26 protein-coding genes are annotated in these 25,678 nt (G+C 47.0%); 13 read left to right on the top strand and 13 right to left on the bottom strand.

Features of this window, described 5'->3' with window-relative positions; translation table 11 throughout:
* Positions 1-4: 4 nt before the first annotated feature.
* The 6 genes from hfq to A3773_RS13160 form a co-directional block, all read right to left on the bottom strand.
* Entirely contained in the window at positions 5-247 is a 243-nt protein-coding gene (hfq, locus tag A3773_RS13135) for an RNA chaperone Hfq (RefSeq protein WP_067986775.1), read from the bottom strand.
* A 125-nt stretch (positions 248-372) separates the two neighbouring features.
* Positions 373-1,278: a tRNA (adenosine(37)-N6)-dimethylallyltransferase MiaA gene (gene miaA / locus A3773_RS13140; protein ID WP_067986778.1), complete on the bottom strand. Its 906-nt coding sequence runs from the start codon at positions 1,276-1,278 to the stop codon at positions 373-375.
* A 38-nt stretch (positions 1,279-1,316) separates the two neighbouring features.
* Entirely contained in the window at positions 1,317-3,215 is a 1,899-nt protein-coding gene (mutL, locus tag A3773_RS13145; RefSeq protein WP_067986780.1) for a DNA mismatch repair endonuclease MutL, read from the bottom strand.
* 10 nt (positions 3,216-3,225) lie between these two features.
* Positions 3,226-4,554, bottom strand: a complete 1,329-nt coding sequence (locus A3773_RS13150; RefSeq protein ID WP_067986782.1) for an N-acetylmuramoyl-L-alanine amidase — start codon at positions 4,552-4,554, stop codon at positions 3,226-3,228.
* Between the two features lie 69 nt (positions 4,555-4,623).
* Positions 4,624-5,088, bottom strand: coding sequence for a tRNA (adenosine(37)-N6)-threonylcarbamoyltransferase complex ATPase subunit type 1 TsaE (tsaE, locus tag A3773_RS13155; protein ID WP_067986784.1), 465 nt, complete (start codon positions 5,086-5,088; stop codon positions 4,624-4,626).
* Positions 5,081-6,610: a bifunctional ADP-dependent NAD(P)H-hydrate dehydratase/NAD(P)H-hydrate epimerase gene (locus A3773_RS13160; protein ID WP_067986786.1), complete on the bottom strand. Its 1,530-nt coding sequence runs from the start codon at positions 6,608-6,610 to the stop codon at positions 5,081-5,083. Before A3773_RS13160 ends, tsaE begins: the two co-directional genes overlap by 8 nt.
* A 79-nt stretch (positions 6,611-6,689) precedes the next feature.
* Here A3773_RS13160 and queG point away from each other — a divergent pair, with 79 nt between their 5' ends.
* Complete coding sequence (gene queG / locus A3773_RS13165; RefSeq protein WP_067986788.1) at positions 6,690-7,814, top strand: tRNA epoxyqueuosine(34) reductase QueG; 1,125 nt, start codon at positions 6,690-6,692, stop codon at positions 7,812-7,814.
* A gap of 31 nt (positions 7,815-7,845) precedes the next feature.
* Here the strand turns inward: queG and orn are convergent, their stop codons facing one another.
* Positions 7,846-8,388, bottom strand: a complete 543-nt coding sequence (orn, locus tag A3773_RS13170) for an oligoribonuclease (protein ID WP_067986790.1) — start codon at positions 8,386-8,388, stop codon at positions 7,846-7,848.
* A 171-nt stretch (positions 8,389-8,559) separates the two neighbouring features.
* Between orn and rsgA the strand changes: the two genes are divergently transcribed.
* The 7 genes from rsgA (at position 8,560) to A3773_RS13205 (ending at position 15,515) form a co-directional block, all read left to right on the top strand.
* Positions 8,560-9,588 carry a small ribosomal subunit biogenesis GTPase RsgA gene (gene rsgA, locus A3773_RS13175; RefSeq protein WP_067986792.1) on the top strand — a complete coding sequence of 343 codons (1,029 nt, stop codon included), beginning with the start codon at positions 8,560-8,562 and terminating at the stop codon, positions 9,586-9,588.
* Between the two features lie 47 nt (positions 9,589-9,635).
* Positions 9,636-10,727, top strand: a complete 1,092-nt coding sequence (locus A3773_RS13180; protein WP_067986794.1) for an HDOD domain-containing protein — start codon at positions 9,636-9,638, stop codon at positions 10,725-10,727.
* 56 nt (positions 10,728-10,783) lie between these two features.
* Positions 10,784-11,254 (top strand): hypothetical protein, encoded by a 471-nt coding sequence (locus tag A3773_RS13185; RefSeq protein ID WP_067986795.1) that lies wholly within the window; start codon positions 10,784-10,786, stop codon positions 11,252-11,254.
* A gap of 112 nt (positions 11,255-11,366) precedes the next feature.
* Positions 11,367-12,182, top strand: coding sequence for a sulfurtransferase (locus A3773_RS13190; RefSeq protein WP_067986797.1), 816 nt, complete (start codon positions 11,367-11,369; stop codon positions 12,180-12,182).
* Positions 12,182-13,054 (top strand): archaetidylserine decarboxylase, encoded by an 873-nt coding sequence (asd, locus tag A3773_RS13195; RefSeq protein ID WP_067986799.1) that lies wholly within the window; start codon positions 12,182-12,184, stop codon positions 13,052-13,054. Before A3773_RS13190 ends, asd begins: the two co-directional genes overlap by 1 nt.
* A gap of 102 nt (positions 13,055-13,156) precedes the next feature.
* Positions 13,157-14,173: a CAF17-like 4Fe-4S cluster assembly/insertion protein YgfZ gene (ygfZ, locus tag A3773_RS13200; RefSeq protein ID WP_067986802.1), complete on the top strand. Its 1,017-nt coding sequence runs from the start codon at positions 13,157-13,159 to the stop codon at positions 14,171-14,173.
* Positions 14,174-14,264: 91 nt separating this feature from the next.
* Positions 14,265-15,515 carry a GGDEF domain-containing protein gene (locus A3773_RS13205; protein ID WP_067986804.1) on the top strand — a complete coding sequence of 417 codons (1,251 nt, stop codon included), beginning with the start codon at positions 14,265-14,267 and terminating at the stop codon, positions 15,513-15,515.
* Here A3773_RS13205 and ung read toward each other — a convergent pair.
* From ung to prfB, 4 genes are all read right to left on the bottom strand, one after another.
* On the bottom strand, positions 15,484-16,167 hold the full coding sequence (gene ung, locus A3773_RS13210; RefSeq protein WP_067986806.1) for a uracil-DNA glycosylase: 684 nt from the start codon (positions 16,165-16,167) through the stop codon (positions 15,484-15,486). The two genes, A3773_RS13205 and ung, sit on opposite strands and share 32 nt — an antisense overlap.
* A 14-nt stretch (positions 16,168-16,181) precedes the next feature.
* Positions 16,182-16,616, bottom strand: a complete 435-nt coding sequence (locus A3773_RS13215) for a hypothetical protein (protein ID WP_231902212.1) — start codon at positions 16,614-16,616, stop codon at positions 16,182-16,184.
* A 100-nt stretch (positions 16,617-16,716) separates the two neighbouring features.
* A complete protein-coding gene (gene lysS / locus A3773_RS13220; protein WP_067986808.1) occupies positions 16,717-18,219 on the bottom strand; it encodes a lysine--tRNA ligase in 1,503 nt (500 codons plus the stop codon).
* A 128-nt stretch (positions 18,220-18,347) separates the two neighbouring features.
* Positions 18,348-19,442, bottom strand: a complete 1,095-nt coding sequence (gene prfB / locus A3773_RS13225) for a peptide chain release factor 2 (protein ID WP_075109575.1) — start codon at positions 19,440-19,442, stop codon at positions 18,348-18,350.
* 185 nt (positions 19,443-19,627) lie between these two features.
* Between prfB and nhaD the strand changes: the two genes are divergently transcribed.
* Positions 19,628-21,079: a sodium:proton antiporter NhaD gene (gene nhaD / locus A3773_RS13230; protein ID WP_067986810.1), complete on the top strand. Its 1,452-nt coding sequence runs from the start codon at positions 19,628-19,630 to the stop codon at positions 21,077-21,079.
* Positions 21,080-21,112: 33 nt separating this feature from the next.
* Here the strand turns inward: nhaD and fldB are convergent, their stop codons facing one another.
* The gene (gene fldB, locus A3773_RS13235) at positions 21,113-21,634 is read right to left on the bottom strand and encodes a flavodoxin FldB (protein ID WP_067986813.1); all 522 of its coding nucleotides are present in this window, start codon (positions 21,632-21,634) and stop codon (positions 21,113-21,115) included.
* Positions 21,635-21,698: 64 nt separating this feature from the next.
* A complete protein-coding gene (locus A3773_RS13240) occupies positions 21,699-22,022 on the bottom strand; it encodes a phasin family protein (RefSeq protein ID WP_067986815.1) in 324 nt (107 codons plus the stop codon).
* 174 nt (positions 22,023-22,196) lie between these two features.
* Here A3773_RS13240 and gloA point away from each other — a divergent pair, with 174 nt between their 5' ends.
* From gloA to A3773_RS13260, 4 genes are all read left to right on the top strand, one after another.
* Complete coding sequence (gene gloA, locus A3773_RS13245) at positions 22,197-22,589, top strand: lactoylglutathione lyase (protein WP_067986818.1); 393 nt, start codon at positions 22,197-22,199, stop codon at positions 22,587-22,589.
* A 314-nt stretch (positions 22,590-22,903) separates the two neighbouring features.
* Positions 22,904-23,701 (top strand): tetratricopeptide repeat protein, encoded by a 798-nt coding sequence (locus tag A3773_RS13250; RefSeq protein ID WP_067986819.1) that lies wholly within the window; start codon positions 22,904-22,906, stop codon positions 23,699-23,701.
* Positions 23,702-23,909: 208 nt separating this feature from the next.
* Positions 23,910-25,154 carry a YeeE/YedE family protein gene (locus A3773_RS13255; RefSeq protein ID WP_067986821.1) on the top strand — a complete coding sequence of 415 codons (1,245 nt, stop codon included), beginning with the start codon at positions 23,910-23,912 and terminating at the stop codon, positions 25,152-25,154.
* Between the two features lie 43 nt (positions 25,155-25,197).
* Positions 25,198-25,656: an RDD family protein gene (locus A3773_RS13260; RefSeq protein ID WP_067986823.1), complete on the top strand. Its 459-nt coding sequence runs from the start codon at positions 25,198-25,200 to the stop codon at positions 25,654-25,656.
* Positions 25,657-25,678 lie beyond the last annotated feature (22 nt).

The following is a 25,678-nucleotide window of genomic DNA, read 5'->3' on the forward strand; positions in this document are numbered from 1 at the left end:
ATTATCAGTCCTCTGCTTTCATTTCGTCAGCCGACGGCAGTTTTACAGGACGCGCGGGTACAACTGTAGAAATCGCATGCTTGTAAACCATCTGACTTACTGTGTTTTTCAACAGAATCACAAACTGATCGAAAGATTCGATCTGACCCTGCAATTTAATACCGTTTACCAAAAAGATAGAGACCGGAATACGTTCCTTACGTAACGCATTTAGATAAGGGTCTTGTAACGATTGCCCTTTTGACATTTTGCAAACTCCTTCCCAAGAAATATTTTATATTTTGTCGTTATAGTATTGCTGACGGCGCACAATTCGCCTCACTGTAACCGTATTACAACTAATATACGGCATTTTTACAGTCCAGCATGACATTATATAATGCCACCATCCACTAATTTCAAGGCATTAGATAATAGTTTTGGATCATGAGTGTCCATCCAAGCGAGATTTTCCCAACTTCTCAGCCAAGTAACCTGCCGCTTTGCTAACTGACGCGTAGCCACTACACCCTTAAATTTCATGGTTTCAAAATCCCATGTGCCCGCAAAATACTCCCATACCTGCCGGTAACCAACACACCGTACTGAGGGCATCTGCAGGGTTAAATCGCCACGCTCCCACAACCCACGAACTTCATCAACAAACCCTTGTTCCAGCATGATATCGAAACGTTTTTCGATACGCTCATGCAACATCGTTCGCTCTTTTGGCATCACCGCCATTGGTACGATAGAAAAATCAGGCTGTTGTGATTTTTGCTCTGCCCACAACTCACTCATCGGCCGCCCCGTGATCTCATACACCTCAAGCGCCCGCTGCAATCGCTGCGAATCATTTTTATTTAAGCGCGCCGCCGATTCTGGGTCCACATCCGCTAAACGACGGTGGATACTCTCCCACCCCTCTAGTTCAGCCTTTTTTAAAATCTGCTCACGCACCACGGGATTCGCTTCGGGTAAAGTAGCTAATCCATTCTTTAAGGCGTGAAAATACATCATCGTTCCACCGGTCAACAGAGGAATTTTTCCCGCTGAACGTATTTCATCAATTTGCGCCAGCGCATCACGGCGAAACTCCGCCGCCGAATAAGCCTCGGCCGGATCACATAGATCAATCAGCTTGTGGGGGTAACGCGCCAAGGTAGCCGAATCCGGCTTAGCCGTGCCTATATCCATACCACGATAAATCATCGCCGAATCGACACTCACAATTTCGCATGGCAGTTGATCATACAACTGCATAGCAAGATCCGTTTTACCTGAAGCCGTCGGCCCCATCAAAAAAATAACTGGCAGATTACTCAAAATACCCTCAATTACTGTCCACGCATAAATAACTTATCAAGATCACTCATTGTCATCTGACTCCACGTAGGTCGACCATGATTGCACTGTCCACTACGCTCGGTACTTTCCATATCACGCAGTAGCGCATTCATCTCAGGTATTGTCAGCTGTCTATTTGCCCTAACAGCGCCATGGCAAGCCATAGTGCCTAACAACTCATTAATATGCTGTTCTATTCGCTTACTTTCACCGTAGACCAACATGTCAGATAACACATCACGAATCAGTTGCTCTACATTACCTTTCGCTAACGAAACCGGCACTTGACGCACCACTAACGTTTCTTCACCCATACGCGCCAACTCAAAGCCTAAACGTTTAAAGGTCTCCGCATGCTCTTCAGAACAATCCGCCTCACGATCGCTCACCGCAAGACTCAAAGGTACCAATAACGGCTGAGAACGTACCACATCCTCTTCATAAGACCGCTTCATGCGCTCATATACAATGCGTTCATGTGCCGCATGCATATCGACCACAATTAAGCCTTGGGCACTCTCTGCAAGAATATAAACGCCATGCAGCTGGGCAATTGCATACCCCATCGGAGGGCACTGCTCTTCCCCCTCAGTCACTACATCAGTTTGACTACCCTCAGGGTGCAATGCCCCATAACCTGACAACTGGTCATTAATCTGTCCGCGTGAGGGCTGAGAATTGGCATAATTAGGTACATAACCCGCACCCATGCGGGATGATGAATCACCACCCACCGATCCACCAGCAACCGACGCCTGACTCCGCTGACTAAACGCCATCCGCCCCTGCTCATGTCGCTGTTCTGGTGCGGCCGTTATTGATTGCAGTCCGCCATCAAGCCCCGCGTCAACACTCCGCTCACCCGTTAACTGATCTTGTGGTCGCATATCGGCGATTAAACGATGCAAGGTTCGAAATAAGAAATCATGGACCAAACGACTTTCGCGAAAACGAACTTCATGCTTGGTCGGGTGAACATTGACATCCACTAAGGCGGGATCAAGCTCTAAATAAAGCACGTAAGCGGGAAAGCGACCGTGATAAAGCACATCAGCGTAAGCTTGTCTGACCGCATGGGTCACCACTTTATCTTTTATCATGCGCCCATTAACAAAGAAATATTGTAGATCGGCCTGACTGCGAGAGAAGGTAGGCAAGCCCACCCAGCCCCACAACCGTAGCCCTGAGGCCTCTGCAACCACATCAACATTAAGCGCATTATCGATAAAGGCTGAGCCACAAATGCTGGCCACTCGGCGCTCTTGCTCCAATTGACTATCAGCTTGACGTAACTGATGAATCACTTTCCCGTTATGCCGTAATTGGAATGCCACATCAAAACGGCTTAACGCCAAGCGTTTAACCACTTCATCAAGATGACGAAACTCAGTTTTTTCAGTTTTAAGAAATTTACGCCGGGCTGGGGTATTAAAAAACAGGTCTTTAACTTCAACCGTTGTGCCTTCTGGGTGGGCGGCAGGCTCAATGGTCGCCTCCATATCTCGCCCTTCAGTCTGCACTTGCCATGCATTCTCTTGCGAAGCCTGGCGGGAGGTCAATGATAAGCGGGAGACAGAGCTAATACTGGCTAACGCCTCGCCGCGAAAGCCTAAACTGCCAACGGCTTCAAGATCTTCCAGCACCTGTATTTTCGATGTCGCATGCCGACTTAACGCTAATGGCAGATCTTCTTTGTCTATACCCGCGCCATTATCGCGAATGCGCATCAACTTCACGCCGCCCTGCTCAATTTCAACATCAACCTTACTGGCGCCAGCATCAAGGCTATTTTCTAGAATTTCTTTTATAACTGAAGCAGGTCGTTCGACAACCTCGCCCGCTGCTATCTGGTTAGCTAATCGCGGTGATAGCAAATGAATGCGTGACATTAAAAATCCTTTAACTTGCGGGAATTCTTAGAACTTGGCCCACTTTGATCGTATCATTTTTCAGGCTATTAACCTTACGTAATGATGCCAACGAAACACCATTTTTTGAAGCAATAACGGAAAGCGTATCACCGCGCACAACTTTGTAGCTACGATTATCCTTAGCTTTGCGCTGCGCTATCAACGTAAGAGCCGGCGGCTTACGCTCAAAATGCTGCACAATACCTTTATAGATCGCATCAGCCATCTTCTTTTGATAGCTTCTCGTTTTTAAATTTGCGGCTTCACCGGGATTAGAGATAAATCCAGTTTCAACCAAAATAGAGGGGATATCAGGTGATTTAAGCACCACAAAACCGGCCTGTTCCACGTGGGACTTATGCATACGCGCAAAACGCTTAATATTGGTGTGAATCCCTTTCGCTATAGAGCGACTGTCTTCTCGGCTGGCCGTCATCGACATATCAAGCAAGACACTCGCTAACACATTATCTTTATCATCTAAGCTAACACTCCCCACACCACCAATCAGATCCGCACTGTTTTCTTTACTGGCTAACCAGCGGCCCATCTCACTACTTGCGCCTCTCGAAGAAAGCACCCAAACAGAAGCACCTCGGGCCCGCGGGTCTTTAAATGCATCCGCATGAATAGAGACAAATAGATCCGCATTATGCTTCCGCGCGGCGGTCGTTCGCCCCCGTAAACTAATGTAATAATCCCCGGTACGCGTCAACTGCCCTTTGTAACCCGGCGTTTGATCTAAACGTCGCTTGAGCTCTTTCGCCATCGCCAAAACAACATCTTTCTCTCTAACCCGTCCGCTACCGATTGCCCCCGGATCATCACCACCGTGACCCGCATCGATCGCAATAACAATATCTCGTCCCGCGATAGCTTGAGGCTCCGCCGTTTTAGTCGCTTTACCTAGGGATTCTTTCTCATACAGGTCTAAAACCAACCGATGACCATATTTTTGGTTAGGTTTTAGATCAAAACTTTTGGGCCGCACCCCATGCTTCAGGTCTAACACTAACCTGAGCGTTTTACCGTTTTTACCTGAGCGAATGCGCTCAACGGGGCTTTTATCCAGCCCCAACCGTTCTAAATCTGCCTTTAACGTCGAGTTTTCAACATCCAATACAATGCGGTCAGGGTTATCTAACGTAAATACCTTATGCGCAGCGGGCCCCGAAAGATCAAACACTAAACGCGCATGATCTGGTGCAAGCCATATACGCACTTTCTCGACCTCCGCCGCGTTGACCGCAAATGCGCCAAGCAGCAGAACGGCACCAAATAACCAGCTTACAACCCGTTGATACTTCGTTATTCGCATAAAGCCTTAATAAACCCCTTCACAAAAACTAAAAACGCCCACTTAATCGATAACACAGTATATAAACGTTTAACTCATAAGCTTATCGGCCATTATCTGACCTAGTGCAGTCTGTGGTGTCCAACTCAACTGCCGACCATACCCCAACAACGCTATCTGTAACACTAAATCAGCCACAGGAAGCATCCCACGACCTTTATCTGGCCACTCAACTAAACAGAGCGCTTGCTCATCAAAATAATCTCGAATACCTAGGTACTCTAACTCTTCGGGATCGGACAACCGATATAAATCAAAGTGGTAGATATGCTTACCATTAACCTCATAAGGTTCCACCAGCGTATAGGTAGGACTCTTAACCGAACCTTGATGACCAAACCCTCTAATAACGCCGCGACTCAAGGTTGTTTTACCCATACCAAGATCACCTAACAAAAAAATAACCCCGTGACCTTGCGTAGCTTGGGCTATTTTAGCGCCAAAGGCGACCATAGACGCTTCATCTGGTAGTTCAATCCGATACTCTTTACTCATATTTACCATTTATCACTTTAGGAATCGTTAAAAACAGATCGGACGCCAGCATGCCCACCTCACCTTGAGACTGAGCAACCGCGTCAGCCGCTTTCGCATGGACATAAACGGCAATACGGGCTGCATTTTCCGGGGTCATTTTTTGCGCTAAAAATGCACCACAGATACCCGATAGCACATCCCCCATGCCGCCAACCGACATACCGGGATTACCCCCATTACATAAATAACTGGCGTCACCAGCGGACACAAGCGAGCCTGCACCTTTTAGAACAACAGCGCCACCGCACACCGCTTGTAACTTTTCAACCGCACTAAAACGATCGTGTTCGATCTCAAGCACCGTCATATCCAATAACCGCGACGCCTCACCCGGATGCGGCGTACAGATCCAACGAGCACGTTGATGACGATCATACTGAGTAAATAATTGTTTACTGGCCATTAAATTTAAAGCATCAGCGTCTAGCACCATGGGCTTATCTACAGCCAATGCCGCCGCCAACATCTGCTCAGCCCATGCATTTTGACCAAGTCCGGGCCCTAACACAATCACATCCGCCTGCTCCAGCAATGGCTGCAAGTGCGCACCCGAGTCAACAGACTTAACCATAACCTCTGGACATCGACTTAACGACGCCGCCACATGTTCAGCACGCGTAGCCAAGGTGACTAAACCTGCACCACTGCGTATGGCCGCCTCTGAGGCTAATAACGCAGCCCCGCCCATACCACGATTGCCACCAATCACCAATAAATGACCAAACTTCCCTTTGTGAGACGCCTTTAGACGCGGCGGCAAACACTCACGCAAGTCGTCGTCCGTTGTTCTAAAAAGATTAACAGGGATCGCCTCATAAACATCATCCGGCACTTTAAGATCATCAAATAACAGAGTGCCGCAGTAATCAACAGCCTCTCCCGTCAACAAACCCCGCTTCATGCCGATAAAACTCAATGTCATATCAGCGCGTACAGCAACGCCCAACACGCGCCCGGTGTCAGCACAAAGCCCTGACGGTGTATCAACTGAAATAACCGGCTTAGAGGAGGCATTAAGCTGCTCAATCGCGGCACGAAATGCACCACGAACATGACCGGACAACCCCGTGCCTAACATGGCATCAACTAACAGGGCACCACGAAAGCTCATGCCAGGCCGATAAAGCTCATAGGTCGGATATATCGCTTGCAGCTGCTCCCATGCAGCTAACGCCTCCCCCTGAAGCCCAGCAGAAAAATGCTCATCACCGATACAAATCAGCTGTACATCAAACCCTTTCTGCTTAGCCAACAGCGCAACAACAAAACCATCGCCCCCATTATTACCAGCACCACACAAGAAAGTGATCGCCGTGACGCTGGGGAAACGCTCAAGCATTTCAGCAAAAACAGCGTGCCCCGCTCGTTGCATAAGACGGATACCCGGAATGCCAAATTCATTGATTGCCGTACGATCTAGCACACGGGTTTGTTCCGCTGTGTATAATGTCGCCGGAAGAACCGCTCTGTTAACAGACATCACTTAAACCAATTTTATGTAACGTTATGTTTTTATAACATTATGAGGAATCTTCCCCGTAAAGGGCAAGCCTGAATATATGCCAGATAATCCATCACACACACTCGCAACCCTCGCACAGAAGATAAAAGACTGGGCCAATGAGTTAGGTTTTCAACAGTGCGGGATTACCGATTGCGATCTAAGTGCCGAACGCGCGCATTATGAGCAATGGATCGAAGCGGGATATCACGGCGAGATGGGGTACCTCAACAACCATTTAGACAAACGATTCTCAGCGGATAGTTTACTGCCCGGTACGCAACGCATTATCTGTGTACGTATGGATTACCTGCCACCTGATACCGATGCCTTAGAGGTGCTAGATGATGGTAAGCATGCTTACGTATCTCGCTACACGCTAGGCCGCGACTATCACAAGCTTATTCGTAAACGACTCACCCAACTTGGCAAAAAGATCGATGAGGCGGTAGGGGAAACCGTCTTTCGCGCATTTGTTGACAGCGCCCCCTTATTGGAGCGCCCTTTGGCTGAAAAAGCGGGCATTGGCTGGCGCGGAAAGCACACGCTTATTCTTAACCGTGAAGCTGGGTCTATGTTTTTTCTCGGGGAGTTGCTCATTGACCTCCCCCTGCCTATCGATGAACCCACTACGGAAGAGCACTGCGGAAAATGCACCGCGTGCATCGATGTATGCCCCACCCAAGCATTCCCTCAACCCCACCTACTCGACGCACGTAAATGCATCTCTTATTTAACCATAGAGTTGAGCGGTTCCATCCCCGAAGCCCTTCGTCCTAAAATGGGCAATCGCATTTTCGGTTGTGACGATTGTCAGCTTATCTGCCCTTGGAATAAGTTTGCTGATTTCACGCGGGAACAGGATTTTCATCCACGACAAAAACTCGACAAGCATGAGCTAATTGAGCTCTTCAACTGGGATGAAGCTACCTTCTTGAAAAAAACTGAAGGGTCAGCCATCCGCAGAACCGGTCATATTGGCTGGCTCAGAAACATTGCCGTCGCCTTAGGCAATAGCGACGGCGGCGAGGCGGTCATTAATGCGTTAAATGCTAAATTAACGCATGAATCAGAGATTGTTCAGGAGCATAGCTTATGGGCGCTAAACCGTTTAGCCAAAAGCGAGGAAAAAGGGATGCTACCGATCCATACACATCCCCGACGAGAGAAAATTAAATTCTAAAGCCCTACCCCACCAGCCTTAAACGGGTAGATTAAAGCTTAATGAAATGCTCTCGGTAATATTTCAACTCTTCAATAGAGTCTCGAATATCATCTAAGGCTAAGTGAGAGCCTTTTTTAACGACACCAGCAGCCACTTCAGGCTTCCAGCGTTTAGCTAACTCTTTCAGCGAACTGACGTCTAAATTACGGTAATGGAAAAACGCTTCCAACTCCGGCATATATTTATCAAGGAAACGACGGTCCTGACCAATACTATTGCCACACATGGGGGACTCACCCGCAGCCACATATTGCTGTAAGAACGCAATCGTATCCCGCTCAGCCTGAACCTCAGTCACTGTACTCTCTTTAACACGCTGAGTTAGGCCGGATTTACCATGCTGATTGGTACACCATTCATCCATACCATCCAACAACGCATCAGATTGATGGATCGCTAACATAGGACCTTCAGCCAATATATTTAGATCAGAGTCGGTCACTATGGTCGCAATCTCAATAATCACGTCCGTTTTCGGCTCAAGACCGGTCATTTCTAGATCAATCCAGACCAAATTACCTTTATTTGTCATTAAAAATCTCCAAAGTTGACGCAGGCACTACTCTTTCCCTTAGAATACCCTACCTTAGGCAGCTAAACAGGCCTTATTATTCTATTAAAATCATAAAAACGGGGATATTTAGTGATTCAGCCGCTACTCTTTAAGAAAACACAGCAACCAAGGGCGTATCACTAACAGGCTATGACAAAACGAAAACTTACCCGTCGTCAAAGCTGGCGCATTCAAAAGATCCAAGATGAACGCACCGCACGTGCGTCTAAAAAAGACTCAACCATTGAGCAGCAACTCGACAGTAGTGAATTAGGACCTGAACAACATGGCCTAATTATTTCTCACTTTGGTCGCACCGTTGATGTCGAGGCTGCTGAAGGTGAACATGAAGGCACCATTATTCGCTGCCACATGCGTACTAACTTAGGCCAACTAGTGACAGGCGATCGCGTCATCTGGCGCCAAGGTAAAGATACCGGTGTGGTCGTCGCCAAGCTCGAACGTAAGAGCGAGCTCCTCCGCCCAAACCCCTACGGTGAGATGAAACCGGTCGCCGCCAACATTGATTTTATCGTCATTACGGTTGCGGTCGAGCCGACTCCCCATGCAAACCTTATTGACCGTTACTTAGTCGCTGCCGAACTGAGTGGTATAGAGCCGGTTATTTTGCTGAACAAAACCGACTTACTTAATGCAGAAAACCGAGAAAAAATTGAAGCGATGCTTCAGCGTTATCGCGATATTGACTACGAAGTCTTGCTGGCCTCAACATCGGCAGAAGAGGGCCTCGCAGAGCTTAAAGCCAAACTTGATCAACGGATCAGTGTGTTTGTGGGTCAATCTGGGGTAGGTAAGTCATCACTCATTAACGCCCTACTACCCGGCATCGACTTAAAAGTCGGCGATCTATCGGTACAAACCAAAAAAGGCCGACACACCACAACCACCGCACGGTTATTTCACTTCCCTGATGGCGGCGACCTTATTGACTCCCCGGGAATCAGGGAGTTTGGCTTATGGCATATTGAGCTAGATGACGTTATCAGCGGCTTTAGAGAGCTTAAGCCCCTCGCCGGTTTATGTAAATTCCGTGACTGTAATCATGAAAAAGAGCCGGGTTGCGCGCTGAAAAGTGCGGTTGAAAATGGCACAATCAGTGAGCAACGCTGGAAAAGCTATAAATACATTCTCTCCTCCATTGAGGAGCAGAATAGTTAAATGCAGTACAGACTATAAAAAAATAAGCGAACAAGGGCGTAGTACACATGTCGAACTCTCCATACGGTGCCAAGTCTTGGGTCAGCTACCTAAAAGACCGCCCTCTGCCTGTAAGAAACAGTGTGCTTCGCCGCCTGCAACGTAAATTATGCGATGCTTCCGTTCCACTACAAGACTTAAAAAAAGTCATCAAGTCTGATCCTGTTCTCTGTTTACACATGGTGCGTAAGGCCTCAGAACTGCATGATAAAGTAGACTCAAAAGTAACCAGCATTGATCACGCCATTAACTCTCTCGGGTTAGACCACATAGAGAGCGTTGCCAAAACAATCACCCCACTAAAGCTCAACCCATCGAGCGTAGCGCAGAAAATGTACTTCCGTTATATCGCTGTGAGTCATCATGCGGCTTCTCAAGCCCAGTCATGGTTACTGCGTAAGAAGACCCTCTTTGCAGAAGAAACCTATCTCGCCTCCCTGTTTTACGGTGTAGGTCACTGGCTGCTATGGCAGCATGCCGCCTTACATATGAGCGAAATTCAGATAAAAATACGGGAAGAGAATACGGACGTTGTATTAGCCGAAACCGATATTCTTGGCTGTACAGTTCAAGAAATTTCGCGCGGATTAATTGAGAGTTGGGGCATCTCTGAACTCGCCGTCACCAGCTTAGAACATGAAACATCACCCAATAAAAAGACGCTGGCGCAACTGCATCAACGCGCACTCGGCGATCCACGTTTAAGCGCAGAGGTCCTACGGGATATCAACCACCTCGTACAGGAGAAGTTTTTCCCTGTAAAACTATCCAACTGGATCGCCTTGACCACCAGCTTTGGCTGGGAAAGCACAAAGTCGATGAAAATTATCGATATCATCAATGATTTTTTAAACGCCGAAATTGCAGAAACAATCAACAATTTGCATATCACCTGTGCCCAATCATCACGCATTTATCATGTACCTGGCACACTCGCGCTCGCGGCGGAAATGCTACTACTGCCCTCCCCTAACAGCATTAACTACCGTATCTCTAGCAAAGAAGCTGCGCTGCTTTGCAACGCAATGCCTGCCACCGCACAACAGACAGCAGCTAAGCCTAAATCCCCACAGCCCCGTGAAAACGACACACCCCCGTAAAAAACAAATCGGAATTTCTAGACAAGGCCACGTACGACCAAATAGCTGAACGCTTTTTGAAAGACTACACCGCCTACTCCCAGCCTAAGCATATTTTACGTGGACTGATGCAGGGCTTAAGCAAAGGGTTAGGGTTTAATCGTGTTGCCATCTTACTGGTCAACCATCGGGCTCACTCGCTTAAAACCGCCATCACCTATGGGTTTGACGATGGACACCCGATCCATGCATTTAAATATGACCTGGAAGTACCCAGCCTCTTCAAAAAACTGAGAGAAAAACCAGGCTGCATCTGGATAAAACCCAGTAACAAAGAGCAACTTCTGCATAGGCTGCCTGAAACCTACCATGACTGGGGAAACCCTAACGGTTTCCTCCTCATGTCTGTTTTCTGTGATAAAACCCCCTTAGCCATCATCCACGCTGATTATGATATGGCAGGGCCAGAAATCACTGAATTTCACTATGAACTCTTCAAACACCTCTGCTCCACCGCAACCTCCCGCCTGAAGATAATCAAAAAATAGCGTGGGCTCTCACAATCAGTCAGTTTGTTACAAATATAGACAGGATAAGCTTTCCAGCGTTATACCAACCCAGTATTATCTTCTCTTCTAATCAGTTTTTTGGAGCGATCACATGACACTGCCCCTATTAATTGAGGCCTCTGAACTTAATCAGCACCTCAATAATCCCGATCTATTAATTGTTGATCTCTCCAGTGAAGAGAATTATCTAAAAGGGCATATCCCCGGCGCCATCAATCTACCTGCCTCACGTTTACTTTCAGGACAAGCGCCGGTTCCAAACAAGCTTCCCTCTAAAGATCAGCTACAACAGCTATGTAACGATATCGGCTTAACCAAAAACAGCGTAGTGGTGGCCTATGATGACCAAAAAGGCCCCTTGGCGGGCAGGTTTATCTGGACACTACATGTGATAGGCCACAACAGCGGTTCTATGCTTAATGGCCAACTCGCCAGCTGGACAGCGGCAGACTTACCGCTCGAAGCAAGCCCACAGCACGCCAAAGCCGCCACCGCCTACAACATAAACATTAACCCTGCCCTTATCGCAGACGTTGCATTTATAACACAACATCTAAAAGCACCTAACGTGGTGATATGGGATGCTCGAAGCTACCCTGAATACACTGGCGAGAAGGTTATCAACGCCGCCAAAGGGGGGCATATTCCGGGCGCCCATCACTTTGAATGGACCGATTGCTTCATTAGCGCAGATAACCTTCGGATTAAACCCGCTAATGCATTATTATCAGCGCTTAAAGAGCAAGGCATCACCCCAGACAAAACAATCATTACACACTGCCAAACCCATCGCCGCTCGGGACTTACCTATATCGTTGCACGCCATTTAGGTTTCAATGATGTGCGCTGCTATGACGGCTCATGGTTTGAATGGGGTAACCTACCTGAAACACCTGTGGAGAAATAATGAGAACGCTCAAAGATAAACTGTTTATTCTTTTTCAACAGATTGTGCCGCAACACCTTTTATCGAGACTGGTTGGGAAAATCGCTGATTGCACAATCCCTTGGGTGAAAAACAGCTTTATAACCTGGTTCTGTAATAACTATCAGATCGATATGACGGAAGCACAAGAAGAGGTAGCGACAAACTACCCGAGCTTTAATGCCTTTTTCACACGGGCCTTAAAAGATGATGCTCGACCTATAGACCACACCCAAGGCGTGATTACCAGCCCAGCAGATGGTGCGTTCAGCCAATTAGGCAAGATAGAACATGGCCGAATTTTTCAGGCAAAGGGACGCGGTTATGGCCTAACGACCCTGTTAGGCGGTGACCAAGAACGGGCGTCAGCATTTATCGATGGAGCGTTTGCAACCATCTACCTTTCACCACGTGACTACCATCGTGTACATATGCCTGTCACAGGTACACTCACCCATACCACTTACGTGCCGGGTGATCTTTTCTCAGTCAACCAAACAACGGCGGAAGGGGTTGAGCAGCTCTTTGCTCGAAACGAGCGACTCATCGCCTATTTCGATACAGAACACGGCCCGATGGCCATGGTGTTAGTGGGCGCCATGATTGTTGCAGGCATAGAAACCGTATGGTCAGGACAGGAAGCCCCTCGCCTAAAAGCAGCGGTACACCGATCCTTTCAGCAGGATACCGCCAAACCGATCAGCCTCGAAAAAGGCGCAGAGATGGGCCGTTTTAAGCTCGGCTCAACCGTCATATTATTATTTGGTAAAGACGCTATTAACTGGCAAGCAGAGCTTCAAGCCAATAGCCCCATAAAACTGGGCGAAGCAATAGGCGCACAAAACACCGTATAAACAGCCTATATCTAATAACCCTAAACTATGTCTGCTGTTCTCAACTATTTTTTGACGTAAACTAAACAGATTCAACGATTACCTATAGGTATGAGAGTTACAATGAACAACCTAATTACGTTACTTGAAGAAAAAAATATTCAGCTCAACACTGACAACACCCATGTCCTAAGTAGCAGCGGTAAAAAAACTCAAGTTGTTCCTCTTATCCATCAACGTATTCTGTCCGTCAAAGGCCCTGAAACCGAAAAGTTTCTCCAAGGACAGCTGAGCTGTGATGTTAGCGCAGCCTTTAGCACCGGCAGCTCTTTAGGTTCACACTGCAATATTAAAGGCCATATGCTGAGCCTGTTCCGCCTACTTAAAGCGGGGAATGACGAGGCGTGGTTACGTATGAGCCATGATATCTTCGACAGCGCGACCGCTAACCTGAAAAAGTACATGATGTTCTCTAAAGCAGAGTCCAGCGAAATCAGCGATCAGATCTCAGGGATCGGTCTTATAGGTCCTGGTGCGCAAACCCTAATAGAACGTTGGTTTGGTAACAGCCCTAGCGAAACAAATAGCATCATATCCCTAAGCAATGGCTTAGTGGTACGCGTACCCGGTGATCGGTTTGAGATATGGATGGAAGATAGCGCTTTAGTCGACATGTTACAGCAGCTACCTGAAGAAGCGGGTATTGGCTCAACCAATGACTGGATTCTCAGCGAAATCGATGCCGGTATCCCCGACCTGCGTGCAGAAACGCAGGAAGCGTTCATCCCACAGATGACAAACTTTCAAGTCTTTGCCGGCGTTAGCTTCACAAAAGGTTGTTACACCGGACAAGAGATTGTGACGCGCCTACAGCACCGCGGACAACTGAAAAAGCCGATGTATATTGCGGAAGTCTCTGCAGACACCCCACCACAGGCGGGCGATGCGATTACCGCACTGAACAAACCCAATGCTGGACGCGTCGTTATTGCCGCCCAATGCGGTGAAAACAGATACAGATTGCTCGCAGTTATTGTAAAAAATGTAGCGGAGCAAGATCCCTTGTTCCTGCATGATCAAGCGGTAGAGCTTAAAACGCTTCCCTATTCACTTGATCCAAAGCTTTTTCTACCCAAATAAATGCTCAATTAACTACCAGCAGTTGACCTATTGGTGAAATAACGAGACACTTCTCACATGGATTTAATACCGCTAAGGGAGAAGCGCGGGGATGAAAGGTAGTACAACGAATACCCCGACAATACCGTTATTGCTTATTGGTATGACAGCGATACTTAGTATATTGCTGCTTCTTTATATCCACGTGATTTCAAAAAGCACAAGCCAAAAGTTTGTCCCTTGGGTCGATGCCTCAATGGAGATTAAGCTGGAAACCACACTCGCCCATTTATGGTTTGAAGAGATGTTAGCGGGTGACTCCAGCTTATCCATAGACACCGTCTACCAGCATGTAACGCTGGCTAAATGGTATGCTACCGCCATCTTAGATGGGGGCGAAAACGAACAAGGTATCTACTACCCCCTTCAAGATAGCAAGTTAAGAGCGCAAGTTAATGCGCTGCTGTATTCTTTACAACAGTTCCATAATGCCACCAATACACGTTATCAACTTACCGATAACCGATCCACCACCGATCAACAGCTGAATACGCTTTTCATGCAAATAATGGAAAACGCCAGTACCCTAGAAGCCGATTTAAAACAACATATAGCGCATGAGAACAACTCACAGAACACGCTCTTATTTATGCTGTTTATTGTTATATGTTGTATGTGCTTTATTTCGGCGTACTCTATCTGGCGCTTTACCGACAACCGAACACGCTACCTCAAGCAGCTCTCCGCAGCCCATCGACAAATATCGGAACAGTACGCAAAATTAAAGACTCTGGCCCATACGGATCAGCTAACAGGCATACCCAATCGAAAGATGCTAGAAACCTTCGCCCACCAAGCGCTGAGTAAAGTAAAAAGGGATAAAAAGTGGCTCTCGGTGACCTTTATCGATTTAGATTTCTTTAAACCGATCAATGACCAGTTTGGCCATAATGTAGGCGACAAAGTCCTTATCAATTTCACCAACACGATTAAAGCGCACTTAAGAGAAGGGGACATTCTTTCTCGCTTAGCAGGAGATGAGTTTATTCTTCTGATCGAAGCCGGTAGCGAGACAGACCTTCACGATGCACTCAACCGCATCATATCCTGTGTGCAAAATCAGTTATTACAACCGATTGTCACCACCCCTGTGGATATCCACGTTCGATACAGTGCAGGCACAGCCGTCGCACCAAAAGATTCAACCGACTTTGAGACCTTAGTCCACTACGCCGACCTTGCTATGTACGACAGCAAAAAGAATGGACGCGGGCAGCATCACTATTACGACGACACCAACACCCGCCAAGAGGAGCTCACCTTTGAGTCGACTAACCCTGAGGAGGGAGCTGCCAGTTTATAGCTGGGCGCCCCTGCTGAGTAAGATAATCGTTCGCTTGACTAAAATGCTGGCAGCCCAAAAAACCACGGTAAGACGATAACGGAGAGGGGTGAGGTGCCTTTAAGACCAGATGCCGCTCTTCATCGATACACGCACCTTTCTTTTGCGCATAACTTCCCCACAGCATAAACACCACATGCTGACAGCGCGCGTTAATCACCCGAATAACTTCATCGGTAAAGCGTTCCCAGCCTTTGCCTTGATGTGAGCCAGCCGCGCCCTGCTCTACCGTTAGCACACTGTTTAGCAGTAACACTCCCTGCTGCGCCCAACTTTCCAGATAGCCATGGCTAACAGGCTCAACGCCGAGGTCCGAATACAACTCTTTATAAATATTTACCAATGACGGTGGCACCTTAACCCCCGGCTGGACCGAAAAGCATAACCCGTGGGCCTGCCCCGGTTGGTGATAGGGGTCCTGCCCCAGAATAACCACTTTTACATCATCCAGGGGCGTTGCTTCGAACGCATGGAACCAATTCTCAGAGGGCGGAAAAATCACTTTCTGTTGATCCGCCTGCGTTCGCAAAAATTGCATTAACCTTTGCATATAAGGCTGTTCAAACTGCTCACCTAAAGCCGCTTGCCAACTAGGCGCCTGTGCTAACACCATGATAACTTACTACCCTAATCGTTTAATGGATGCCGTTTTCCCATCGGGGACTCCATAATCACGCGACCATGCCAGATAGAGAAATATCTAAGCTTACCGGGCGCATGGGAGACGACACCTGAAATTATGATTGCCAAGAAATAGATAATGGCATTCGGCTGATCAAACCACCAGATCATGGTCGATAACAACAGCAACTTAACCCCGATAGCCGTCCCTCGCAGCTGAAGCAACCAGATACCATCGGAATACACCTCTAACGCGCTCATGACAAAACCACTCATGACTGTCAGGTATAAAAACCACTGCCAAGACGCCACGGGCTGCTGATATAAATACGCGCCCGCCAACCCAGAAACCCCAATCAAATGCACGGTACGGCTGATAATACTTATCCAACGTTTTGCGGGGATACTCCGTTTTTTTGCGGGGAAGAGCCAATTCATCATATGGGCAGTCTATCTCTCATCAGCGAAAACAATGAAACGCACACCTACAAAAAAGCCCTCAGAGAGGGCTTTCAAGTGTTCGCTATAGTTCTATTTGCAATTACGTCCGTGGACGCATGGCAGGAAACAGAATCACATCACGAATCGAAGGTGAGTCAGTGAATAACATCACGAGACGATCAATACCAATACCCTCTCCGGCAGTCGGCGGCAAACCATATTCCAACGCGTTGATGTAATCGCCATCGTAATGCATCGCTTCATCATCACCGGCATCTTTCTCAGCGACCTGCGCACGGAAGCGTTCCGCTTGATCTTCAGAGTCATTCAACTCGGAGAAACCATTTGCCAGCTCACGACCCGCAACAAAGAACTCAAAGCGATCGGTAACAAAAGGATTATCATCGCTACGACGGGCCAACGGTGAGACCTCAGTAGGGTATTCAGTAATAAAGGTCGGCTGCTGAAGGCGATGTTCAACCGTTTTCTCGAAAATTTCGATCTGAACTTTGCCTAAGCCCCAAGTATCTTTAACCGCAATATCTAAGCGTTCAGCAATCTGGCGCGCCGCATGATCATCAGCCAAAGCCTCAGCCGTAATATCTTCGTTAAAGTGCAAAATGGAATCGAATACACTTAAACGCTGGAACGGCTTAGCCATATCGTATTCAAAGGTTTCAAGGACTTCACCTTCATCATTACGAACGGTATTGATGATCGTTGTTGTACCTAACACCTCTTGTGCCACAGTACGCAGCATATTTTCAGTTAGGTCCATTAAGTCATGGTAGTCGGCATAAGCCTGATAGAACTCAATCATAGTGAATTCTGGGTTATGACGCGTCGATAGACCTTCGTTACGGAAGTTACGGTTAATCTCGAACACCCGTTCAAAACCACCCACAACCAAACGCTTCAAATAAAGCTCAGGCGCTATACGAAGATACATGTCACGATCAAGCGCGTTATGGTGTGTCACAAACGGACGTGCTGTTGCACCACCGGGAATGACTTGAAGCATCGGTGTTTCTGCTTCAATAAAACGGCGTTCAGTCAGGAAGTTTCGAATACCGGATACTATTTTAGAGCGCATCTCAAACACGCGACGCGAATCCTGATTAGTGATCAGATCGACATAACGCTGACGATAGCGAATTTCAGTATCCTGCAAACCTTTGTGCTTATCCGGCAAGGGACGTAGGTTCTTAGTCAGTAACTGGTATTCGCCCATATCCACATAAAGATCACCTTTACCGGACTTGTGTAGAACACCTTGCACACCAATAATGTCGCCAAGATCTAAACGCTTAGCAAATTTACGTGCTTCTTTATTGACATAAAACTGAACACGACCCGTCATATCTTGAATCACGCCAAACGCGCCGCGATTCAACATTACACGGCCTGCAATGCTAACGGTTATCGCCGCTTCTTCCAGCTCTTCCTTCGTCTTATCGCCATACTGATCTTGTAGATCCTGAGCGTACGAATCACGACGGAAGTTGTTTGGAAAGGCATTACCCTCTTCACGAAGCGCATTTAACTTTTCGCGACGCTCTGCGATTAGGCGGTTCTCATCTTGCTTCTGATTATTGTCAGACATCGGTGTGTAAACCTTTAAATTCGTTAACTAATAGTCCAACCTTAAACAGGAAGGACTTGGCTGTTACAACGCACAGGGGTTACACCTATACGCTCTAACAAGCGCCATAATCTCAAGAGACCTATTGTTTAAAAGCCCGCTTTTAAGCTCGCTTCAATAAATAGATCTAGATCACCATCCAGCACCTTATCGCAGTTAGAACTCTGCACATTGGTACGTAGATCCTTGATACGTTGATCATCTAAAACGTAAGAACGAATCTGACTGCCCCAGCCAATATCCGCTTTTGAATCTTCCAATTCCTGCGCGGCTTCACTGCGTTTCAACATCTCCATTTCATAGAGCTTAGCGCGCAGCTGCTTCATACAGGTATCTTTGTTTTGGTGCTGTGAACGCTGACTCTGACTCTGTACAACAATACCCGATGGTTCATGGGTAATACGCACAGCAGATTCCGTTCTGTTGACATGCTGACCACCCGCACCAGAGGCACGGTAAACGTCAACACGAAGATCCGCAGGGTTAATCTCGATCTCTACATTATCGTCAATCTCAGGTGATACAAACACCGACGAAAATGACGTATGACGACGACCACCCGAATCAAACGGCGATTTACGGACTAAACGGTGTACACCCGTTTCTGTTCGTAACCAACCAAAAGCATATTCACCTTGAAACCGAATTGTCGCCGATTTAATACCCGCCACATCACCTGCCGAACACTCTAGCAGCTCAGTTTTAAAGCCTTTATCTTCACCCCAGCGTAGATACATACGCAGCATCATCTCAGCCCAATCTTGTGCTTCGGTACCACCGGAGCCTGACTGAATATCAAGAAAGGCATTATTAGCATCAGCTTCACCAGAAAACATACGACGAAACTCAAGTTTCTGGAGACGCTCTAGCATGGCAGCCACATCGTTTTCGACTTCAACGACGGTGTCTTCATCATCCTCTTCGACCGCCATATCGAGCAGGTCACGCGTATCTTCAACACCCGCCGTCAACTCATCGATCGTCTCAACGACCATCTCGAGCGCCGCGCGTTCCTTACCAAGCTGCTGAGCATTTTCAGGGTTATCCCAAATAGCAGGATCTTCTAGCTCGCGAGTCACCTCTTCAAGGCGCTCTTTTTTACCTTCATAATCAAGAAATCCGCGTAATTCGTTTGCACGATCGTGGATATCTTTTAAGGCATTGAGAATTGGGTTAATTTCCATGATAAAGAATCGTAGACAGCCGTTTAAAAAAGGGCGACATTTTATCGAAATTAAGCCCATAACACTACCAATTTCGATCCATCTTACGCTTTAATTGCCTTAACGCCTTAATTCCACGATTCAAACTAGCACTACATAGAAACAAAGATTTAGAATAGTTTTATTCGGTGACAACGGAATCCAAGATGTTTAGTAAACGCCTTATATTACTCTTACTACTTTTCTTCACGCCTCACCTCTCAGCCGCTACCGGTGAAGGCGAAATCGCCCTCATCGACATGACCGGTTCGATCTTCGGCATTTTAGCGCTTGTCATTTTTGTTATCGGTTATATTTTCGTGCTGGGGGAGGAGTTTATTCACCTCAGAAAATCCAAACCGATTATGGTCGCCGCTGGCTTAATATGGCTATTAACCGGCATCGCCTATGCACTAAGTGGCGACGAACTCACCGCAGGGTTAGCCGTTCGGCAATATATTTTAGAATATGCGGAGCTTTTCCTCTTTTTATTAGCCGCCATGACATTTATCACCACCATGGAGGAGCGTCTTGTTTTCGCCGCACTCCGTTCTTGGCTGGTTGTACAAAGCTTCTCCTTACGAAAAATCTATTGGATCACTGGGTTACTGGCCTTTTTTATCTCGCCTATTGCCGACAACCTATCAACCGCACTGCTAATGGGCGCCGTCGTATTAGCTGTAGGAAACTCCTATCATAAGTTTGTCACCGTGGGCTGCATCAACATAGTTATTGCCGCGAATGCGGGCGGCGCATTCAGTCCCTTTGGCGACATTACAACGCTCATGGTTTGGCAAAAAGGCTTAGTGCAATTTGAAGACTTTTTACTGCTATTCTTCCCTGCATTAATCACTTGGTTTATCCCAGCCTTCCTGATGAACAGAGTCATTGAGGACGGCCCGCCATCCGGCGAAACAAACCTCCTCCACATGAAGAAAGGCGCCGTAACCATTATTATTATTTTCCTCTTCACTATCGCCTTATCGGTGGCCTCACACAGCCTATTACACCTGCCTCCAGTGTTAAGCATGATGACCGGATTAGGCATTTTAAAATTGTTTGGTTTTTACATTAGCCAACAAGCACCCATCAGCCAAGATCAAGGACATATACACCATTACCAAGCGGAAAATATGCAAACCCATGAACAAAGTAAAGGGGATCATGCCGATGTTATCCGCCGCTTTAATATCTTCAAAGTTGTAGAACGCTCATCATGGGATACCTTGATGTTTTTCTATGGCGTCGTGCTTTGCGTAGGCGGTCTCGCCACACTCGGCTATCTCACCCTGTTATCAGAATTTATGTATCAAGGATTGGGCGCAACAACGGCCAATATACTGGTTGGGGTCGCCTCAGCACTGATTGACAACATTCCAGTAATGTTTGCCGTACTGAGTATGGAGCCTGACATGAACGTACAGCAATGGCTGCTGGTCACGCTCACCGCGGGTATTGGTGGTTCACTTCTGTCGGTGGGGTCTGCGGCAGGTATTGCGCTAATGGGGCAAGCTCAAGGGGTTTACACGTTTATGAGCCATCTAAAGTGGAGCTGGGCTATCTTAATAGGATACGGCTCCGGCATCCTAACCCACCTGTATATCAGTGGTTTACTCTAAAACGGCGTTCAGTCGAAGAACGCCGCTAGCGCCTTAGTCCCTGCCAAATTCGGCGAGTACTTGCTGGGACCATTGTTTAACCCGCTCATTCGTCTCGCCATGCTGACAATCTTCATCAATGGCCAAGCCTACAAACTGGGTGCCGTCATCCGTTACCGCTTTTGATGCTTCAAAATCGTATCCCTCAACCGGCCAATACCCCACCATCACGGCACCTTGTGCCTGCATATGATCGTGAAGTAAGCCCATCGCATCAAGAAACCACTCGCTGTAACCTATTTGGTCGCCCAAACCGAAAACAGCACAGGTCTTACCTGAGAGATCAGCCGCTGCAATTACATCCCACAGATCAGCCCAGTCCTCTTGTAGCTCACCAAAATCCCATGTTGGAATACCCAGGATTAAATGCTGGTAATCTGAAATGCTATCTAACCCATCCGCCGCAATATCAATCCGGTGGATTTTATCAAAGCCAACATTCTCTGCTATGAGTTCAGCAACGCTTTCTGTGTTTCCAGTTGTAGAACCATAAAAAAGACCAATCGATCCTTGCATTCCTTTTACCTTATTTCAGACAAACAAAAAGCAGCACATGGCTGCTTTTTTGGATTATAACAAATTACTTATTAAACGCATCGAAAGTAGAGTGTGCGATCTCTTCAATCTCGGTTCTTGCATCTTGTAACGCCTTCAAATTTTGATCACTGGCACTCTTAATTGTTGTTTCAAGATCTTTTGCATAACTCTTCTGTAGGTCAATCAGGTCGGTAGGTGACTGACATTTCTGCATCTCTTGCGTCTGCTGAATGGTGGCTTCAATACAAGATTTGGTACAAGCCATCTGCTGCCGAGTCAGCTCCTCTAACATCTTAGTTTGAATATTAACCAGCTCTCGAAAAGGCCCCATTGAATCTGTAATTTTTTTATTCATATCCTGAAACATAACCACTTCCTCTACTCTACCGCCAGAAGCACAACAATTTCACGTCGCTTATAATTCACATAATGTACGCATGATTTATTTCTTTAAACACTTATAATAAAGCACTCTATCATCAAAATGGCAAAGTTTATCTTGTCCCTATGATACCAAATAACAATATAAAGGATGTGGGAAATGCGCCTGTTACACACAATGTTACGCGTTACTGATTTACAGAAATCTATCGATTTCTATACCGACGTTTTAGGGATGAAACTTTTACGCAGTAAGGACTACCCTGAAGGACGCTTCAGCCTAACCTTTTTAGGCTACGGCGACGAATCAGAGCACACGGTATTAGAGTTAACCCATAACTGGGATACAGATAGCTACGATTTAGGCAACGCCTATGGACATATCGCCATTGAAGTTGACGATGTCTATAAAGCCTGTGAAAAGATCAAAAGCAAAGGCGGCGAGATCGTACGCGAAGCGGGTCCAATGAAAAACAGCACCACCATTTTGGCCTTTGCTAAGGACCCTGATGGCTACATGATTGAGCTTTTAGACGCGACACGTAACGACTAAGCCCAATAAAGAGGCGACCGCCAAAATAAAAATATATAAGAAAAACGCCCGTCATAGCCCGCCATTCGGGGCTATGGCAGGTTTTATTAACGCGCCTTCACTTTACTGCATTCAGCCGTAATGCAGACTCAGGTCATTATTAGTATAATACGCACGCGTTATATTAGAGCGTGCTAAATAAACACGATAGTGATTTTATAATTTGCATACAAAATTCACCTTTATAGCCATTAGGTATGAAAATTTGTATTCAATAGGGTTATAATTAACCACCTCTCTCGAATCCTAACGACATTTAAAGTGAGCGATACTCGATGAAGAAACAATTTCTTTTAGCTGCAGGTTTGATGCTAAGCATTAGCACAACACAACTAATGGCGGCTGACCTCGGCAAAGGCACACTAGCTTTTGATAACAAAGACTACACCACTGCGTTCAACGAACTAAACACTTTTGCCAAAGAAGGCAATCAAGATGCGATGAACATGGTTGGCCAGATGTATGAAAATGGCTGGGGTGTAGAAAAAGACCTTAAAAAAGCACGTCGATTTTACAAGCGTGGCGCAGCGTTAGGTCACATGGGTTGTGTTAACAGCCTGCGCGCCCTAAAAGATCAAGAATACAAAAAAGAGTTAGTAACCGTTGTTCCGGCTGCAGAAGCAGGAGACGCTAGCGCGCAAAATCGCCTCGGAGAGATGGCGGAATTTGGCTATGGCATGAAACGCGACCCTAACTTAGCGATTCAGTGGTACAAACAAGCCGCAGAACAGGGCTTAGTTGCAGCACAACATAACATTGGCCGTAGCTATAACTTTGGCACAGGCGTAGAACAGGATTTTGCGGAAGCAGAACGCTGGTACCGTAAAGCCGCGGAACAAGGCCATACGGATGCGATGTTCTTTTTAGGCACCCTCTATTCCAACAACCACGGCATGCAAGCGGATCAAAACACTAATATTCTTGCTTATGCGTGGATGCACAACGCTGCTGAGCTAGGCAACCGTACAGCGGTCGCCATTGAAAAACGCTTAGTGATGAAACTTAGCGAAAGCGAACTAACCGACGCTAAACAGTTAGCAGCCACATACCGTCAAGAGTACGTTGGCAAGTAACTCCCCGCGTTAAATATAGTAAAGGCGATCCTAGGGTCGCTTTTATTATATTTCTAACCTGCTCGACCTTAGGGCAATCTAAACTGAGTTTATTTCATTCAAGATATCAACAGATTGATGATATAATCACCACCTCATAACCCAATAGACTTCTTGATTAGGTAGGCATACACCTTCCTCTCCAGCCCCTACACGACGAATAAACCTTATGAATAGCGTGAAAACGCCCTCTGCTGACATGTTAAGCCTTTCCTCTAAACGCCCTCAAACAACAGCAACAGTCATACTCGCTGCCGGTTTATTTGCGTATAGCCTCTATTGGCTCAACAGCAATGAATCCAGCCAACTTATGTGGCTGATGCTGATCGGTGGTTTACTGGGATTGGCCCTTTTCCATGCCTCCTTTGGCTTCACCACTGCGTGGCGTAATTTCATTATCAATCGTCGTGGTCGTGGTCTTAGAGCACAGATGATCATGCTCTCAGTCACCGTCTGTTTATTCTTTCCGGCCTTAAGTGCAGGCGAGCTCTTTGGCACAGAGGTTGGCGGTTATATTCGCCCTCTCGGCTATTCAGTCCTGATCGGCGCATTTATGTTTGGTGTCGGCATGCAGTTAGGCAATGGCTGTGCTTCAGGCAACCTTTACCACGCGGGCGGCGGACAATTGCGCGCCATCCCAAGCATGATCGGCTTTATGATTGGCGGTTTATGGGCAACCGCTGACTATGAATGGTGGATGGAGCTGCCCCAATTGGCACCGGTATCGGTGATTGAGCAAGCCGGTGTGGTCGGAGCCATTCTATTAAATCTAGCAGTTTTTGCTGCCATTGCGGGCATCACTATCTGGCTCGAAAAACGTTCCCACGGTGAGGTAGAGACAGATAAAGCCTTCGCCGACATCACCAACTGGCGGCGCTACCTACAAGGCCCTTGGCCCTTCATCTGGGGCGCACTGGCTTTAGCTTTACTCAATTTTGCCACACTCGCCTTAACGGGCCGCCCTTGGGCGGTTGCTGTCGCGTATCCACTTTGGGGCGCTAAGCTTGCCATGTTATTGGAGCTGGAACTAGATTTTGACTTCTGGACCTACTGGCTTCAACCGGGCAGAGAAAGCGCATTAAGTGAAAGCCTCACGAGCGATATAAACTCTGTAATGAATGCAGGCGTGTTACTCGGCGCTTTTCTTGCGGCAGCTATGGCGGGAAAATTCTCCTTTGAGTGGCGCTTACCGCTACTTCATTGGATTGCCGCGATCTTAGGTGGATTGATGCTAGGTTATGGCGCTACTATAGCGTTTGGCTGTAATATCGGTGCTTATTTTGGTGGTATCGCCTCCGGCAGTTTACATGGATGGCTTTGGCTTGTTGCCGCCTTTGCTGGCAGCTACTTAGGTACCTATTTGCGCCCCTTATTTAAGTTAGATGCACAAACCTCAACAGCAAGCACCTGCTAAATACCGCAAACTTTTTACATAATTCAGATGACAGCGATAACCCATGACACGTTCCTTTAAAGAAACCTACTCCGATATAAAGATCGCCAGCCCGCTTAAACGTTTAGGCGCATTTATCTATGACATGATGCTGATTATCGCATTGCTCATGGTCTCTACTGGCATTATCACCATGGGCTTTAATGATGGGGAATCGGTACAAGGTCCCCTATTCCAATCATTCCTCTTTATTTTGGTGTATCTCTTTTTGTCTTTCTTCTGGATGAGGAATGGGCAAACACTCGGCATGCTCGCGTGGCGCTTACGCGTACAAACAACCGAAGGTGAGCGCCTTAATGCTAAGCAATGCTTACTTCGCTACATCGTCGGCATACTATCCCTTCTCGCCGGAGGTGTAGGTTTTTTATGGATGTTTATCAGCAAACAAAAAATGACATGGCACGATATAGCATCCGGCACCCATGTGGTTGAGCTACCGAAACGTGCAAAGATTTTAGAGTAGGGTCAAGATAAAAGCGGTGAGA

This window comes from Neptuniibacter pectenicola (assembly GCF_001597735.1).
Taxonomy (GTDB): Bacteria; Pseudomonadota; Gammaproteobacteria; order Pseudomonadales; family Balneatricaceae; genus Neptuniibacter; species Neptuniibacter pectenicola.

Excerpts from the sequence above, each read along its gene's own strand:
- A3773_RS13180 (WP_067986794.1), top strand. The coding sequence starts at position 9,636 with ATGTCGAACTCTCCATACGGTGCCAAGTCTTGGGTCAGCTACCTAAAA.
- prfB (WP_075109575.1), bottom strand. The coding sequence starts at position 19,442 with ATGGAAATTAACCCAATTCTCAATGCCTTAAAAGATATCCACGATCGT.
- nhaD (WP_067986810.1), top strand. The coding sequence starts at position 19,628 with ATGTTTAGTAAACGCCTTATATTACTCTTACTACTTTTCTTCACGCCT.
- A3773_RS13160 (WP_067986786.1), bottom strand. The coding sequence starts at position 6,610 with ATGTCTGTTAACAGAGCGGTTCTTCCGGCGACATTATACACAGCGGAA.
- A3773_RS13190 (WP_067986797.1), top strand. The coding sequence starts at position 11,367 with ATGACACTGCCCCTATTAATTGAGGCCTCTGAACTTAATCAGCACCTC.
- A3773_RS13150 (WP_067986782.1), bottom strand. The coding sequence starts at position 4,554 with ATGCGAATAACGAAGTATCAACGGGTTGTAAGCTGGTTATTTGGTGCC.
- A3773_RS13215 (WP_231902212.1), bottom strand. The coding sequence starts at position 16,616 with ATGATGAATTGGCTCTTCCCCGCAAAAAAACGGAGTATCCCCGCAAAA.
- ung (WP_067986806.1), bottom strand. The coding sequence starts at position 16,167 with ATGGTGTTAGCACAGGCGCCTAGTTGGCAAGCGGCTTTAGGTGAGCAG.
- queG (WP_067986788.1), top strand. The coding sequence starts at position 6,690 with ATGCCAGATAATCCATCACACACACTCGCAACCCTCGCACAGAAGATA.
- lysS (WP_067986808.1), bottom strand. The coding sequence starts at position 18,219 with ATGTCTGACAATAATCAGAAGCAAGATGAGAACCGCCTAATCGCAGAG.
- gloA (WP_067986818.1), top strand. The coding sequence starts at position 22,197 with ATGCGCCTGTTACACACAATGTTACGCGTTACTGATTTACAGAAATCT.
- A3773_RS13255 (WP_067986821.1), top strand. The coding sequence starts at position 23,910 with ATGAATAGCGTGAAAACGCCCTCTGCTGACATGTTAAGCCTTTCCTCT.
- mutL (WP_067986780.1), bottom strand. The coding sequence starts at position 3,215 with ATGTCACGCATTCATTTGCTATCACCGCGATTAGCTAACCAGATAGCA.
- A3773_RS13260 (WP_067986823.1), top strand. The coding sequence starts at position 25,198 with ATGACACGTTCCTTTAAAGAAACCTACTCCGATATAAAGATCGCCAGC.
- A3773_RS13250 (WP_067986819.1), top strand. The coding sequence starts at position 22,904 with ATGAAGAAACAATTTCTTTTAGCTGCAGGTTTGATGCTAAGCATTAGC.
- tsaE (WP_067986784.1), bottom strand. The coding sequence starts at position 5,088 with ATGAGTAAAGAGTATCGGATTGAACTACCAGATGAAGCGTCTATGGTC.
- miaA (WP_067986778.1), bottom strand. The coding sequence starts at position 1,278 with ATGGGGCCGACGGCTTCAGGTAAAACGGATCTTGCTATGCAGTTGTAT.
- fldB (WP_067986813.1), bottom strand. The coding sequence starts at position 21,634 with ATGCAAGGATCGATTGGTCTTTTTTATGGTTCTACAACTGGAAACACA.
- hfq (WP_067986775.1), bottom strand. The coding sequence starts at position 247 with ATGTCAAAAGGGCAATCGTTACAAGACCCTTATCTAAATGCGTTACGT.
- orn (WP_067986790.1), bottom strand. The coding sequence starts at position 8,388 with ATGACAAATAAAGGTAATTTGGTCTGGATTGATCTAGAAATGACCGGT.
- rsgA (WP_067986792.1), top strand. The coding sequence starts at position 8,560 with ATGACAAAACGAAAACTTACCCGTCGTCAAAGCTGGCGCATTCAAAAG.
- ygfZ (WP_067986802.1), top strand. The coding sequence starts at position 13,157 with ATGAACAACCTAATTACGTTACTTGAAGAAAAAAATATTCAGCTCAAC.
- asd (WP_067986799.1), top strand. The coding sequence starts at position 12,182 with ATGAGAACGCTCAAAGATAAACTGTTTATTCTTTTTCAACAGATTGTG.
- A3773_RS13240 (WP_067986815.1), bottom strand. The coding sequence starts at position 22,022 with ATGTTTCAGGATATGAATAAAAAAATTACAGATTCAATGGGGCCTTTT.
- A3773_RS13205 (WP_067986804.1), top strand. The coding sequence starts at position 14,265 with ATGAAAGGTAGTACAACGAATACCCCGACAATACCGTTATTGCTTATT.